10 protein-coding genes are annotated in these 14,945 nt (G+C 55.5%); 2 read left to right on the top strand and 8 right to left on the bottom strand.

The genetic code is table 11. The features are described 5' to 3' along the window. Nucleotides 1-2,246, bottom strand: a 2,246-nt coding sequence (locus Pmgp_RS19880; RefSeq protein ID WP_192903004.1) for an exonuclease SbcCD subunit D C-terminal domain-containing protein, incomplete at its 3' end; no start/stop codon positions are given. A gap of 171 nt (nt 2,247-2,417) precedes the next feature. Between Pmgp_RS19880 and Pmgp_RS17475 the strand changes: the two genes are divergently transcribed. Next, complete coding sequence (locus Pmgp_RS17475; protein ID WP_134215687.1) at nt 2,418-2,942, top strand: DUF6125 family protein; 525 nt, start codon at nt 2,418-2,420, stop codon at nt 2,940-2,942. On the opposite strand, the gene Pmgp_RS17470 is transcribed toward Pmgp_RS17475, so the two are convergent. The 7 genes from Pmgp_RS17470 to Pmgp_RS17440 all read right to left on the bottom strand — a co-directional run bounded on the left by Pmgp_RS17470 (nt 2,912) and on the right by Pmgp_RS17440 (nt 13,303). Next, entirely contained in the window at nt 2,912-3,640 is a 729-nt protein-coding gene (locus Pmgp_RS17470; protein ID WP_134215685.1) for a DUF5714 domain-containing protein, read from the bottom strand. The two genes, Pmgp_RS17475 and Pmgp_RS17470, sit on opposite strands and share 31 nt — an antisense overlap. Before the next feature lie 270 nt (nt 3,641-3,910). Beyond that, a complete protein-coding gene (gene addA, locus Pmgp_RS17465; RefSeq protein ID WP_427910052.1) occupies nt 3,911-7,666 on the bottom strand; it encodes a helicase-exonuclease AddAB subunit AddA in 3,756 nt (1,251 codons plus the stop codon). Further along, nucleotides 7,650-11,126, bottom strand: coding sequence for a helicase-exonuclease AddAB subunit AddB (gene addB, locus Pmgp_RS17460; RefSeq protein ID WP_134215681.1), 3,477 nt, complete (start codon nt 11,124-11,126; stop codon nt 7,650-7,652). The genes addA and addB overlap by 17 nt, the downstream gene beginning before the upstream one ends. A gap of 77 nt (nt 11,127-11,203) precedes the next feature. Continuing rightward, entirely contained in the window at nt 11,204-11,605 is a 402-nt protein-coding gene (locus Pmgp_RS17455) for a thioesterase family protein (RefSeq protein WP_134215680.1), read from the bottom strand. A 145-nt stretch (nt 11,606-11,750) separates the two neighbouring features. Then, nucleotides 11,751-12,539, bottom strand: coding sequence for a metallophosphoesterase family protein (locus Pmgp_RS17450; RefSeq protein WP_134215678.1), 789 nt, complete (start codon nt 12,537-12,539; stop codon nt 11,751-11,753). 53 nt (nt 12,540-12,592) lie between these two features. After that, on the bottom strand, nt 12,593-12,808 hold the full coding sequence (locus Pmgp_RS17445) for a hypothetical protein (RefSeq protein WP_134215676.1): 216 nt from the start codon (nt 12,806-12,808) through the stop codon (nt 12,593-12,595). An 87-nt stretch (nt 12,809-12,895) separates the two neighbouring features. After that, entirely contained in the window at nt 12,896-13,303 is a 408-nt protein-coding gene (locus Pmgp_RS17440) for a thioesterase family protein (protein ID WP_134215674.1), read from the bottom strand. 242 nt (nt 13,304-13,545) lie between these two features. Here Pmgp_RS17440 and Pmgp_RS17435 point away from each other — a divergent pair, with 242 nt between their 5' ends. Next, on the top strand, nt 13,546-14,025 hold the full coding sequence (locus Pmgp_RS17435) for a DUF441 domain-containing protein (protein ID WP_192903003.1): 480 nt from the start codon (nt 13,546-13,548) through the stop codon (nt 14,023-14,025). Nucleotides 14,026-14,945 lie beyond the last annotated feature (920 nt).

Raw genomic sequence — 14,945 nt, 5'->3', positions numbered from 1 at the left:
ATAACCCTGGGGTCTCCCACTCGATGCTCTACAAATTTTAGCATCCATGCATGGTCGAGACTCCCGAAGAAATTCTTCAGGTCTGCTTCTAACACCCAACTGACTTTCTCTCCGGCAATAATCTCATACTGAACCTTGATCTGGTTTAGCTTTTCCTCCGCATCCCGGTATTTTAATACCGCTTCAGCCTCAACCTGCCGGAGCGATGCCAGGTCGCCGGACTTTTCTTTTAGCCCGGTTTCCAGCGCGGCCTTTTCCGCCAGTGTCTCCCGGTAATGCTGCAGCGCGGTGAAAGAGTCATTGACCAGCCGCCTGTGATCAGGCATCACCTGAATGGCAGCAAGATTTCTTTTACACTTGTCTAATGATTGTTCAAGATTGACTTTCTGCCGCTGCAGCAATGCCAGCCTAGCGGCCGTATTATTTTTTTCTTTTTCCCGCGCGCTCAACGCAAAAGCCAGCTTAGATCCTTCCGCTTTAATGGCGGCAACTTCATCCTCCAATTTAGACGCGCGCTCGTAGCGCTCCCTGTTGGCAAAATAAGTAGGCTTTTCTGCTTCACTGCGTTTAGCTGCTTCCTCCAGGGAGAGACGTGCTAAGCCGGCTCTTTCCTGCGCCAGCCTGAGTCTTTCAGCGGCGTCCCGCCGTGATTCCTGTGCCTGTTTGTGTTTCTCTTCAGCTTCGTCTGCCTCTAACAGGGAAGGCTCGGTATAACCGTTCCACCCGGTACCGCCTGCGCCCCCCCGGGCTGGCCCCAGTTCAAAGATAAATTCCACGTGTAGTTTATCTTCGGCATAGTTAATAATGCCCTGCGTTCCCCTGGCCGCCCGGTCAATATGACCGTAGAGCGCCAGGGTAATAGCGTCCAGAATGGTTGACTTGCCGCTGCCGGTCGGGCCGAAAATACCGAACAGCCCGGCTTCGCAAAGACACGCGAAATCTATCTCCTGAGCCTCGCGAAAGCTTTGCAGCCCCGCCAGCTTCAATTTTACAGGCTTCACCTGAACATCCCCCTGGTCCGGCTGAGTCTCCTCCGGCCGGCTGATTATCTCCATAAACAGCTCCACCAGCTCATGATCGGGCGCGCACCCCTTTTTACGCTGGTAAAACAGGCTGAATAACTCCTGGACTGGCAGGCCTGCCAGTGATTCCCGGGCTGCCGCCACCCCCAGCTCGGAATAAATCGGCCGGATTTCGATAAAGCGCTCGCAGACCTTCCTCAACTTGTGAATTTCCGCTATACTCAGTGGAGCATCAACCTCAATCTCCAGGTCTATCCAGGCCGCGCTGTCCTTTCCTTCTTCCAGCCAGCGGTAAACCTGCCCTGTGCTTGACGCCCGCCAGCGCACCAGGGGGCAGCCGGCGGAGAGGAAGATCTCCTTAACTGACGGTGTAGATCCAGGTTCCATCTCCACAATTGTGACGGATTTGGCCTGGCCGGCCTCGGAAAAACTGTACGCCAGGGGCGAGCCCGCGTAGCGGCAGGGCGACAGGCTGCCGGCCACAGCCTGCGGCCGGTGCAGGTGGCCCAGGGCAACGTATTGGGCCATGCCCGGCAGCGCCGCCGGGTCGACCGTGTAGGCTCCCCCCGCGCTGTACACAGGGCGCTCAGAATCAGATGTCCAGCCGCCCTGGACAAAGATATGGCTCGCGGCTATATTTACGGTGTCTCCCCGGTATTGCCGGGAGAGCTGCTCAAAGATCAGCTTCACTTTGTCGGAATATGACTCCCGCATTAAGCTTTCGTCTTCCAGCCGCGCATGGATCAATTCCTTCAACCTGGTCTCAGAAGGGTACGGTAGGGCCAGGATTACAGCGTTATGACCGCAGCCGGGCACAGCCAGTTCCAGCCATGAAGGGCCCCCTCGCACAAAATGCGCCCCGCCTGAATGAATGGTATTTAAAAAAGGCTCCTCGTTGGGCAAACCAAGCAGCGCTATCCCGTGGCGCCTGGCCAGCGGTGCAGCCGCGATCAGCCGCTCGGGGTTGTCATGGTTGCCGGCAAGAGCAACCACCGCCAGGCGCCCTCCCAGGCTCAGCCGGTCCAAAGCTTCATAAAAAAGCTGCTCGGCGCAAGCTGGCGGGTTGAAGGCGTCAAACACATCTCCGGCCAGGATCAGGCAGTCGATATTCTCTTCATCTGAGATACTGATAATCTCCTCAATAAAGTCCTCCTGCTCCTTTTGACGGGACCGGCCTTCAAGCGTGCGCCCCAGGTGCCAGTCGGAAGTATGCATAATCCGCATCGGTATGATCACTCCAGGTTTAAAAAGAATTGCACTTACTTTTATTTTCATTTATTTCAATAAAAATCCTTTAATCAGCGGGCTGAAATTATAAAGCTGCCGATTTTTGACAGCACTGATATGGTATAATTTGATAAATAATTTAAAACATTTAGCTGAGGTGGGTTATCTATGAAAAACAACTACCAGGCGCTGCTGGACCTTGGCATTAACGAAAACTGTATTAAGTTCATGGAAGAGATGGCCAAGCGCTGGCTGGCGCATGACGGCCTCTGGTTTCAAGCGATGGAGAAGGAGTACGGCATGGAAGCGGCAATCAAGATTGACGCTGCCGCTTGGGAAAAATATTCCGCTCTTGAAGCTGAAAGAATCAAAAAATTCTTCCAGATCCCCGAAGGAGGAGGCATACCCGCTCTCAAAAAAGCGCTGGGCTTGAGGTTTTATGCCTTTGTAAACAAGCAGGAAATTATCGAGCTGGGTGAAAACAGGATTGTCTTCCGGATGAACGACTGCCGGGTCCAGTCGGCCAGGCAAAGGAAAGGACTGCCCGACTTCCCCTGCAAACCGGTGGGCCTGGTGGAATATGAAGTCTTTGCCAGGGCGATTGACCCCCGCATTAAAACCCGCTGCCTGGCCTGCCCGCCGGATAAACACCCGGCGGATTACTACTGCGCCTGGGAATTCCGGATAGAATAACGGCACCTGGCCCCCTTGCAGCCGTGGCTGTTCTGGGGCGGAAACCTGCAATCACCGCTTCTTTTTACGGGCAGGATCACGTTAAAATGCTCTTTGAGCAGCTCAACAGCCACTTCCAGAGCTGTCCGCACGCTCTGTTTGCAGCACCCGGGGCCGCCGAGGTTGGCTATAGCCTCCAGCACGGCGTTGGCGGCGCGCATTTGCAGGGTGCGCTCAACGTCTTTAGCGCAGGTAGCTTCGTAAATAACACTAAAGGCCGCGCCTACTCCCAGGCCGGCGCCGCAGGCTCCCTGAAAGGCACAGGAGCAGCTGGGAATCTGCCACATCCGCCTGATGCCTTCTTTGATCTCTTCATCTGCAATAGTCTTAAGTTTGCCCCTCACCTGAAACTGGCCGTGGTTCTTTAGCGCCGCGAGGATCGAACCCGCCACCACAGGGTGATGCTCCCTGCCCAGAAACGGCATCTTAGGGTGGGCAAGCAGCAGTTCGGCTGTTGCCAGAGGGTCTGCTGAAGACGTCTGCAGCAGGAATTCCTCGATCACAGCCTGTATCTCCGATCCGTGACACTCCTCACAAATGAAATGTCCGTTGACACAGAACACCGCGGCAGGTTGTTCTTTCTCACAATAAACGCATGTCATGAGTTCCGGCGCAGATTTATAAATCAACTTGGCGCCGCAGTGCATGCAGTTGTTCATGATCTTCTCCTTAACAGGAGAAACCGGAGCACAGCTTCAATCTTTTTCAGCTAAATTATTCTGCCTGATCTCAACCAAATTTGTTTCATTCCTTCCTGAAATTTTAGCAAAAAGACGGATGGTTAATCCCATAATTGTAGGTTCGGAATCATCCGAACAATGAGACAAGGGAACGGTTCTCTTGTCTCACCCAGTGCGACTGAAGTCGCACCTACATTTTTTACGTCTCACGTCTCACGTCCCACTTCTCACGGCTCACTTCCAAATTCCTTAATCACACTTTATTGCGGTGCCGGCGTTGAACAGGTAAAGGTATTTTTCTTTTACTTTACGCCCTGTGATGTTTTTCACCGCCCTGGCGTATATGTCAAGCTGCACGCGGTAGCGTGAGAGCGCCTGGTCGAGTTGCTCCGGCGCCAGCCTGTCAGTTTTGTAGTCCAGCAGCAGGTAGCCGTCCCCCTCATCGGCCAGACAGTCCACCACGCCCTGTACCATTACGGTCTCTCCCGGCAATCCGGTAAGCTCCGGGTAAACCTCTGACGCCGGCAGGACCAGGGTGAAGGGCATTTCTCTCAGCACCTCACGCGCGGACAAAACCCGCCTGCCTAGGCGACTGGCGAAAAAGGAAGTAATCCGCGGCACAGGCACAGAGTCGGCCTGCTCTGAAGTCAGGAGTTCCCGCAGCACCATGCTTTCTATCTGACTTTTGATTGTTTCTGGAGTCAGGCTGCCCCGCAGGTCAAGGTTCTGCAGCACCAGGTGTAGCGCCGAGCCCCTTTCAGCAGCCGTCAGACCCTGGGTTTCCTGTAAAAACAGCGGCCTGCGGCCAACTGCCGGCCTGAAATCCCGCAGCGATTCGTCCTCCTGCGCCGCCCGCTGGTCAAAACGCCGTTTCAATTCGGTAATAGAAGTCTTGGAAGCCCGGCCAACAGCTGCGGCGAAAGGATAGCTCCAATCCAGCCTGCTTTTAACCACACCTGCTTGGGGGCCTTCTTCAGCCAGGGGCTGCATCCTGCTGACCAGGGACAGAAATTCGGCACTGGCAGGCCTGGCCTTTTCTGACCGGGGCTGGCTGTCTTCAAAAAATATGCTCCAGCGTGAACTGTCAGCAGCTACTTCTACCGGAGGGCTGCCTTCACTTTGTCCTGTCTTTCTGATTGCGGCGCCGTCCCTGTGCCGGGCTAAAGCCGGCACCAGCCAGTCCAGATTGGTGGCGGCGCCCGCCAGGAAGCCATCCGGCAGCTGCCAGTCCGCCGTTTCCAGCAGGCTGCACCAGCGCCGGGCATGATTTTTTAAATTCCTTACTGAGCCGACCAGGATCAGCTTTTCACGTGCTCTGGTCAGCGCAACATAAAGAATGCGCATCTCCTCGGCCAGGGTTTCCATCTTAAGCTGCTGCCTTATAGCCAGTTTGGCCATGGTGGGATAAGTCAGCCTCGCCTCTGCGTCAACCAGCTGGGGTCCAAAACCCAGTTCTTTATGAAACAGGACATCCTTGTTTAAATCGCTGAAGTTAAACTTCTTGCCCAGGCCGGCCACAAACACAACAGGAAACTCGAGGCCCTTGCTCTTGTGGATGCTCATAATCCGCACCACATTCTCTTTCTCGCTTAAAGCACGCCCGGCCCCCAGGTCACGGCCGCCCTCCCTTATTCTTTCTATGAAGCGCAGAAACAGGAAGAGCCCCCGGAAAGCGCTGGCCTCGTACTGCCTGGCCCTGTGGTGGAGCGCCCGCAGGTTGGCCTGGCGCTGGCCCCCGCCGGGCAGGCCGCCCACAAAATCATAATACCCGGTCTCCCGGTAAATACTCCAGATCAGGTCCGCCAGTGAACCCTGTCTGGCGGCGCTGCGCCATTTCTCCAGTTTTTGCAGCAGGCTCAAAAGGCGGTCCGCCAGTTCCCCCTCTCCGGAGAGAGACGCTGCCACAACAGCGTCAAGAAAGTCGCCCCGGCGCGAGGCCAGCCTGATCCTGGCCAGGTCCCCCGCATTTAAGCCTGCCAGCGGTGACCGCAAAACCGCCGCCAGGGGTATATCCTGGCGCGGGTTATCAATCACTTTCAGCAGTGCCAGCATTGTCTCAACTTCTGTGGCTTCAAAATAGCCTGTGGCCAGTTCCGCGTAGGCCGGAATACCGGCCTGGCGAAATTCTTCCACAAAGGTATTGGCATAGCCCGCGGTGGCCCGCAGCAAAACCACCACGTCCCGGTAAGCCGCGGGCCTGTAGCTCCCGGTTGCCCTGTCAAATACGCTCAGACCGCCCTCGCCTTCTCCCCGCAGCAGTTCGCCTATCCGGCGGGCTATCAGGCGGGCCTCCTTCTGGGTGGCATCCAATTCTTCCTCAGTTTCCGCCTGCCCTTCCTCCGGTACGGCATCATCCGCCCCGGTCTTTTCGGTAAGGTCGTCCCCCTGCTCAGTACTGTCACGTTCGATCAGGTACAATTCCACCGTGCTGTCCGGTTCAGGCTGTCCCGTCACCGCCGGGTAGTCGGCGCCGCAGACCAGCTCGGCTCCCCGGTCGTAAGCAATTTCACCGACTGTTGGGGTCATGACCTGGCGGAAAATAAAGTTTACCGCGCTAATCAGCCCCTCCCGGCTGCGGAAGTTTCTGGCCAGCTCGATACGCTGCTCAGGACCGCCCCGCCGGGCAGGATAAGAAAGATATTTTTTCAGGAACAAACCTGGGTCGGCCAGCCTGAACCGGTAGATGCTCTGCTTAACATCTCCCACCATAAACAGGTTTGGTTGTGGTTCTCCCTGCCTTGACACCAGCTGGATGATAGCCTCCTGCACAGCGTTGATGTCCTGGTACTCGTCGACCAGCACTTCTTCAAAACGCTCCCTCAGGCTCAGTGCCGCATGAGAGGGGACATGCCCGCCCTGTCCCGCGAGTATTTGCAGGGCGTAGTATTCCAGGTCGTTAAAGTCCACAACACAACGGGCGGCTTTGGCCTTCCGGTAAGATTCTCCGAAGTCCAGCACTAGAGAGCACAGCTCGCGGACCAGCGGGGCAACCCCACGCAGGTCCCGGCACAGCTCTTCCGGCGGTCGGGGGAAAAATTCTTTGATCAGGCCGCCGACCTTCTTTTTAGCGCTGTCCCGTAGTTTTCTGACCGCTTCTGCCGTATCCGCGCCGGCCTCTTCTTTTTTTTGTCCCTTTAATTTACCAAAAACCGTACTGTTAAACTGCCTGTGTAGCTCGGCCCAGGGCACGCCAGCCCGGCACCGGCGCAGCAGGCCTTCAATCATTTCCCTGTCCGCCCGCAGGTTGTCCAGGTAAGCCGCCGGGCCGCCCGGACTGCCCGCTAAATGCAGCGCGCGTTCAATACTGGATAACGCCATGTCCAGTTCCATGGCCAGCGATTTTTTCAAAACACCACACCAGATGAACTGGTCAAAGGAGGTGTCATCCGGCAGGTCAAAATTCTCAGGCAGCCTGTTTAACCAGCCTGACGGGTCTGGTGTGCTCCGGGCAAAATTATAAGCGGCCAGGACCATCTCCTGCAGTGCCGTGTCGTCGCGTTTGCCGCCGTAACAATCAACCAGGCCGGTAAATAGCGCATTATCCCCGGCGGCGTAGCGCCTTTCAAACAGTTCCTCCAGTGTGCCGGCCTGGATCAGCGCTGCCTCGTCCGCATCAGCCACTCTAAAGGCGGGGTCCAGGTCAATCAGGTAAAAGTACTGTCGCAGCAGGTCCAGGCAGAATGAATGGAGCGTGCTGATGCTGGCCCGGTTCAGCATAGCCAGCTGCCTGGACAGGCGGGTCGAGCCTGGGCGCCTGGCCATCTCCCCGGCCAGCGCGCGGCCGATGCGCTCCCTGACCTCAGACGCGGCGGCATTGGTAAATGTGACTACAAGCAGGCGGTCAACATCAACCGGATCTACCGGGTCGGTGACGCGGCGGATAATCCTCTCCACCAGCACCGAGGTTTTGCCCGCCCCGGCGGCTGCCGACACCAGCAGGTTGCCGCCCCGGCTTGATACTGCCGCGAGTTGTTCGTCAGTCCACTGGTTATTCAACCGGCTCACCTCCCCGCAGGCTGGACAGCTTGTGCCAGATGCTGTCCTCGCTTTCGGCTTTAAGCACCCGGTAACTGTTGCCTGCCATCAGGATATCAAACTGGCAGACCGGTTTGAAAGGGCAGAAGCGGCAGGGGCGCTGCGTTCCACGGCGGTACGGCGCTATGTCCACTACCCCGCTCATGATGTCTTCCCCGGCTGACCTGAGCTGCATGCGGAGGTACTCGCGCAGCAGCTCAAACTGCGCGCCTGTTAAAACCATGGACCGCGCGGCAAATTCACCGTCCCTCTTAATCTGCACCGGAATAAGCTCGGAATCTCCGGCCAGATCGCGATCCATCAGGTTAACCACTTTCTGGTCTGCCAGCACCAGTCCGGTCATGCGAAACTCCTTTAAAATCCTTTTCTCTATTTCATCATCAGGCGGTATTTCTCCCGCGGTCCTGACCAGCGGGTCATCCATGCGGAAGTAAAGAATGGCGCCGGGCAGTCCCGGGCTCCCCACAATGGTTTCGGCATAGCGCAGTGCCACGTCCAGATAGCCGAGCAGCTGCAGCCTCAAGCCGAAATAGATATCTGAAAGGTTGATGGTTACCCTGCCGGATTTATAATCTATCACCCGCAGGTAGATGCCCTCGTCACTTTGAGCGGCGTCAACCCGGTCGATCCTTCCGGTAAGGATCATCTCACTGCCGTCGGAGAGAGTAAAGGTAACGGCGGGCAGGTCTCCGTCCGGGCCAAAAGCCAGTTCCAGCCCCACCGGCCGGAATTGACCCCGGCGGGAGTGCTCGCAAAGGACCAGGGCGGTGCGCTGCACGGTTTTCTTTAATTTGCCGGTAAGGTAGCGGCGGCGCGAGGAGCTTAAAAGGATCTCGCTCTGCAGGCGCGGCGCCACTTCGTCAACCGCTTCGCCGGCCATGGCCAGGCACTGCTCCTTGTCCAACTGCCCCCAGTCCAGCCCCTCCGCACGGACACGCTCACCAAAAACCTTGAGAGCGGCATGAAAAAATTGGCCCAGGTCCGGCGCGCCAAGCTTAAAAACTGCCCTTTCCCGGAGCTTTAGCCCTTTGGTAAGGAAGTGGGCGAAAGGGCAGGACCGGAATTTTTCCACACCTGACACGCTGGTTTTCAGAACGCGCCCGTAAAGCTTCCTGCTCAGAGTGGCAGACAGCCTTTTCTCTTTATTATCGGCAAAAAGGCTGGCCAGACGGCCGGCGCACTCAGATTTGCGCCCGCCCCGCGCAAACCAGTTGTAAACGTCCCACCAGGCCGGGTTTACCGGGCGGCCCGCCTTGGCCTCCCTAAGCCGGGTGACCAGGTAGGACAGCGTTCTGTCAGGGTTGGCAATAAAGCCAAGATCATCAGTTACAGCCTGATCCGGCTCTACCGGCCAGACCAGTTCTTCCGCACCCGGCAGCAATTCTTTAACTCTGGCCACCACCTGGGAAGGGGCGATAGCCCCGCCCACTTCGTCCGCCAGGGGGTAACTAATCCATAATTTTTCTGAGGAGCGGGTAATGGCGATATAGACAAGATACTGCTCGTCGAAAACCCTGCGGCGGGATCCTGGCGCCAGCCGCAGTCCTGCCGCCAAAAGCCTCTCCCTTTCTCCTTCCGACAGAATGCCCTTCTCGGCAACCCTGGCCGGCAACACCCCGTCGCTCGCCCCCATGACAAAGGCGGCTCTTGCTTCAGGGGTGCGGGAGCGCTCCAAAGAGCAGACCACAACCTGGTCCAGGCCGGGTGGTATTAAACCCAGGCGCATGCCCTCAAAGCCGGCGTCCAGAATCACGGCGTACTCTTCGGTGGTGAGAGTTTCCTCACCCAGAGCTTCCACCACCTGGTCGAGCATTAACGTAAACCCTTCCCAGACCTGGGCATGCTCCCTGGCCGCGTCCAGCTTTCCCTCCTCCTCCGCGAGCCGGCTCCAGCGCTCCAGCATTTCCGGCGCTTCCAGCCGGACACAAAGGTCAAAAACCGCCGTGGATACCGCCCGCACATTTACAGCCGCCCGGACGGCGCTGTCGAATTCCGACAGTACAGCGACAGCCTGGCGGCGGATGCGGTTGATCTCCTCCAGTTCCTCAACCTCGGCACCGGTAGCCTCACTGTCTTCCTCAAGAGAAAGGTTTCTGCGGTAGTCCCACGGCCTGCCGTCGGTCCAGCGGCTGCCCCTAATCCCGTGGGCGAGAACATAGTTCTCCAGCCGGTCGACCTCATCCCTGCTCAGAGGGACCAGGTCTGTCTTTAAGAAACGGAAGACCGGATCTGATGACCAGCCTGAGTTCACCACCTCCAGGGCGGACCTGATCAGTTCCACCAGAGGGTGTTGCGTCACCGGACGCTTCCGGTCAATAAAAACAGGGATGCGGTGGTCCTCGAAAACGCTGGAAATTATTCCGGCGTAAGAGTCCAAATCGCGCAGCAGGACAACTATATCCCGGTAGCGGTATCCTTCATCCCTGCACAAAGCTGTTACCGCGCGGGCCACACCTTCAGCTTCAGCCCGCGGGCTGGTTGCCGCCGCCAGGCTGACACCCCTCCCGTAAACTTTGCCTGGCGGGGCCGGCCGCTTAAAATAATATTTTTCCAGGCGGCTCAGATCAGGATTGCGGTAGCGGCCCGGCCCCGCTCCGTCCAATGCCAGCGGCCGCTCTACCGGCACCCTTTCCCTGGCCGCCGTTTCACACAAAGTGTCGTAAGTTTCCCTGACCGTGTAAAATAAATCTGTTTCGTCCCGGCTGCCTGACAGAGATGCCAGGTCCGCGCACAGGGTTATATTAACCCGGCCCGCGGCCCGCAGCAAGGCTGCCAGGACCCTGAACTCCTGCGGGGTAAACCCTGAAAAACCGTCCACCCATACCTCCCCGCCGCGCACTTCCAGCGACTCTTCCAGGCGGTCAGCCAGCAGGTTAAGGTAGTCATCAGGGTCGGTAAAACGGTCGGACAGTTCCGCTTCCAGGTCACTGTAAAGAAGGTGCAAATCTGAGAGTTTATCCGCCAGCAGGCCTGTATCCGTAAGGCCGCGCAGGGCTGACGCCGCGGACGCCAGTTCCGGCGGGGTGATACAGTATGTTTTCAACTCCCCCAGGGTGCGCGCCAGGGTATCGGTAAAACCGGGCAGTCCGGCTGAGCGCCGGAATACCTTAAACTCACTGCGGCGTTTTTCCAGTAAGCGCCGCAGCACCATGCGCTTGCCCAGTTCACCGATATGGGCACGGGCAGCGCCGCCAACCTCCTGCAGCACCCTGTAGGCCAGGCGCCGGAAACTCAATACCTTAGCCCTGGTAAACCCATGCAGGCCCGGTGTGCCGGCAAGGGCGTATTCGGTCTGAAAGGTGGCCTGCTCGGGCACTAAAAGTATCAGCGGCTTGCCAACCGGCCGCGCCAGCAGTTCTTCCCGCACCTGGTCAAGACAGGCGCGGGTTTTCCCGGTGCCGGCCCGGCCTATAATGAAACGCAGGGACAAAAATGCCCACCTCTTTCCACAACAAAAAAGGCAACCCTGTTTTTCATCTCACAGGTTTGCCCTGGTTAAGATTGAATTCAACGGCTGGTTAACTTGCCTTCCGTCCTTTTTAAAAAGCTTTCTTTTTTTACTATAAACCGTTCATGCAGGCCGCTCCCGATTAGCTCCGCCTCGTCACGCGCCTCTACCTCAAACAAGAGCCGTTTACCGTCAGCCTCGACCAAACGGGAGGTTACCACCACCTCCATGCCTACCGGAGTGGCGGAAAGGTGTTTCACCTCCACTTTAGTCCCGACCGTGGTCAGACCTGGTTCAAGCAGCGGGTCAACCGAAGAGAGCGCCGCTTTTTCCATCAGGCGGACCATCGCGGGAGTGGCGAAAACACGGACGGAACCGCTTTCGTAAGTAATCGCGGTGCTATTCTCATCAACTTTAATTCTTGCCTCACCTTTTAATCCCGGTTTTATCTCTGCAGACATTACTCTCACCTCTCTACTCTTAAGATAACTTTCTTATAATATGTGTAGGTGCGAATTCATTCGCACAAATGCTGCATTAGCCTCAAACAAATTGGGCGCTGACGCGCCGTGTTCGATGGAAATCGAGCCTACAGTCACAGCCTTTCTATTTAACTGGTTTTTTCAGATTCATAACTTCCCCGCCGGGCCGCACGTTTTCCAGCGAGATAAACTTATAACTGGCGGGACCGGTAAAGTCCATATACAAGATCCTGGGTATGCGCACCAGTTCCTGTTTCAGGTTGGTTAAGCGGGCCAGGGCCCCGGGGTTTAAAAAATATTTGACTCCGGAGTATTCATGGTAGCCCAGGTGGGCGTGGGCGCCCAGAGTAAAATCGGCCTCAGTCCGGGCCACCTCTGAAATTAATGTGCAGGGCACCTTTTCCGAAAACTGTTTGGGCAAAAGCATGCCGTGCACAACATGTATGGCTATGTCACACCGCTTTTTGGTCACCACGTATCCGTTCTTGCTCCTGCGGCGGTCAATCCCAGCGAAAAAATGCTGGCCGCTGAGCTGCAAAACACAGCTGTTGTTTGACAGGTAAAGCTTTTCACCGGGCTTAAGCAGTGTCAGCAAACGCTGCCTGTCTAAAAAAGCTATGGCCGTGGTTTCCAGGCTGTCCAACCGCTGTTCTACCAGGTCGTGATTGCCCGCGACGCAGTAAACAGGCACGCCCAATTCTTTCAGAAACCAGCGGAAAAGGTCAAAAGACGGCTGATCAGGCCGGGGGGTGTCAAAAATATCTCCTCCGTGGATCACAAAATCCACATTGAGCTGGCGGCATAACTTAACCACCTCTGAAAGCTTGGTGTGAATAGCTCCCAGAAAATCGTCCTGCCGATATTCTGGCCTGCTGCCCCGTATATGGGTGTCACTAAGATAGACCAAGCGCATAGAGAAAACCCCGCCTGCATATCAAACTAGCGGCAACCTTGCCCAAGCAAAAATCAAAAGATGGTACGGCCGGTGTCTACCCGTTTCTCGTCATCCGCTCCCAGGGAAATAAATAATTCCTTAAATCGTTCAAAATCCTCCAGACACATCAACTCCGTGTGGGAATAAAAAATCCTCCCGGCATTGTTCATAGCTCCCCAGGTGAGTTTTACAATATCCTTGTTTACACCTTTTTTAGTTTCCGTTTTAGCGAACAGTTTTATGGTCATGGGAAAACACTCCGGTGCAAATTCTTGCAGGGTTTGCCAGCCTCTAATTATATTATAGCAGGGGAGATCATTTTTTACCTCTAATTTTTACGCCTGGCCGCCTGTTGATTTGCCCTGAGCCCTTTTCAGAAAACCTTCCAGCTTTACAATGAAGCGCTCGTGGATCCCTTTACCGATTTGTTCTGTGTCATCCCAGGCCTCAACTTCAAACAGCAGCCGCTTGCCCTCAATTTCAACCAGCGTGGAGCGGGCGGTGACGCTTAAACCGACAGGTGTGGCCGCCAGGTGCTTTACTTCAAACCTGGTGCCCACAGTGGTCATCCCTTCACCCAGATAGGGCAGCACTGAAGTAAGGGCCGCCTTCTCCATCAAACCGATCATAGCGGGTGAGGCATATACATTGACTACTGTATTGCCATAAGCTACAGCCGTGTTAAGGTCAGTCACGGCGTCCCTGGCTTCACCCTTGATCCCAACCTCTAATTCCTTGGCCATTTTTCAACCTCCATCAACAGTTTTAATTAATTATTCCTTTTGCTTTAGTAAAAACCTTCCTTTATTAGAAAATTTGCAAACTTTTGCCCAAACAAACGCCAAACCAGGTATGTGATATTATGGACCTTCTGGCATATCTTATCAATATATATAATAACAGGCGCCATTGCCATTGTTAGATATGTTCGTCCGGCTGGCAAAGTCATCACTGCTTCAAGGCCGGTGATGGAGATGATCGGAACTTGACTGGTATCGGCTTAATTTTCAACTCTTCGGAGCTAATATTAATCATCCTTTTGTTTTTGGGTTTGTTTGGCCGCTCAAACCTGATTGTGGCCTCTACCTGCATCCTTTTAAGCATCAGGTACTTTAACCTTGACCACCTCATCCTGCCCGTACTGGAAAAGCGGGGGCTGGAAATCGGGCTTGTTTTACTGATGCTCCATATTCTTGCCCCTATCGCCACAGGCAAACTGACCAAAGAGGACCTGTATTCTGTGGTTTCTCTCAAAGGTATCTTAGCTTTGGTGGCAGGTGCGCTGGCCACCAAGCTGAACGGGGACGGCCTTAATTTAATGAATGCAAATCCTGAATTGATCTTTGGCTTGACGGCGGGAACGGTGGTGGGGATAATTCTTTTGCGCGGCATGCCCTGCGGCCCGGTAATGGCCGCCGCGGTAACCGCAGTTTTTTTTCAGGTGTTCCAGCTTTTGGGTCGTTAAGAAACTTTCATGCTGAAGCAAAGAAAAGCTTTTAAGGGCAGGCTGGCAAACAGAGTCGTCCATGGTGTTATCTTAAAAAAATTAAAATGGGACAAAATAAAAATGAGACAAGAATCGCGGTAGGGACACCCGTTACCGGGTGCCCCCCGCACAGATCCGTACGTGAGGAACTACCTCATACGGCTCCTACCTTGGGTTAGTGACGTAAAGCCTCCGGGATGGATATGGGTGCAGTATTTTCGCCGTGGGAATCCATGTCGTAACCAACCGCTTGATTCTTTCCCATGTAAGGCTGCGAGACTTCCGGCTTCTACGCCTTAGCGCGTGTAACCATCCCTTAATTACCTCTGTACGGAAAGCATCAATGGACTGCTTGTTTCCGGGAACCGCATAGTAGTTGAGGTGGCCTTGCACGACCGATCGTAACCATTTTCCCTGTTCAGGGACGGGTTCATGTCGTCGCCGCATAATCTCTACCCTTACTGCTCTGGCTTTCCCTTGTAAGCGTTTGGCTATGGTTTTTCGGCGCACGGTAAAACGATTATTCTTCCGGGTCGTCGCACAGATGTGCGTGAATCCGAGAAAATCAAACGTTTCCGGTTTGCCCTCTCCGCGTTCTGCCCGGTTTGCCGCTGCAAACCGCCCAAACTCAATGAGCCGGGTTTTCTCTTGGTGTATTGTCAGTCCGAATTTTGCCAGCCGTTCCTGCAATGCCTGCAGGAAACGCTCCGCTTCATTTCGATACTGAAACCCCATGACTAGGTGAGTAGCCCCGGGGAATTTCACCCCGAGGTCCGGGTAGAAGGGCCACCATTTGGTGGCCCAACCCCCACGGAACCCGGCGTGCGGATTTCCCGCACCGGGCTCTTCAGAAATTGGCTCACAGCATTGCGTATGCTTTTAATTCCGTATATGGTATT

Source organism: Pelotomaculum propionicicum (genome assembly GCF_004369225.1).
GTDB classification, from domain to species: domain Bacteria; phylum Bacillota; class Desulfotomaculia; order Desulfotomaculales; family Pelotomaculaceae; genus Pelotomaculum_B; species Pelotomaculum_B propionicicum.
This window is presented reverse-complemented; position numbering and strand designations above follow the sequence as displayed.

Excerpts from the sequence above, each read along its gene's own strand:
- Pmgp_RS17475 (WP_134215687.1), top strand. The coding sequence starts at position 2,418 with ATGAAAAACAACTACCAGGCGCTGCTGGACCTTGGCATTAACGAAAAC.
- Pmgp_RS17470 (WP_134215685.1), bottom strand. The coding sequence starts at position 3,640 with ATGAACAACTGCATGCACTGCGGCGCCAAGTTGATTTATAAATCTGCG.
- Pmgp_RS17450 (WP_134215678.1), bottom strand. The coding sequence starts at position 12,539 with ATGCGCTTGGTCTATCTTAGTGACACCCATATACGGGGCAGCAGGCCA.
- Pmgp_RS17440 (WP_134215674.1), bottom strand. The coding sequence starts at position 13,303 with ATGGCCAAGGAATTAGAGGTTGGGATCAAGGGTGAAGCCAGGGACGCC.
- Pmgp_RS17455 (WP_134215680.1), bottom strand. The coding sequence starts at position 11,605 with ATGTCTGCAGAGATAAAACCGGGATTAAAAGGTGAGGCAAGAATTAAA.
- Pmgp_RS17445 (WP_134215676.1), bottom strand. The coding sequence starts at position 12,808 with ATGACCATAAAACTGTTCGCTAAAACGGAAACTAAAAAAGGTGTAAAC.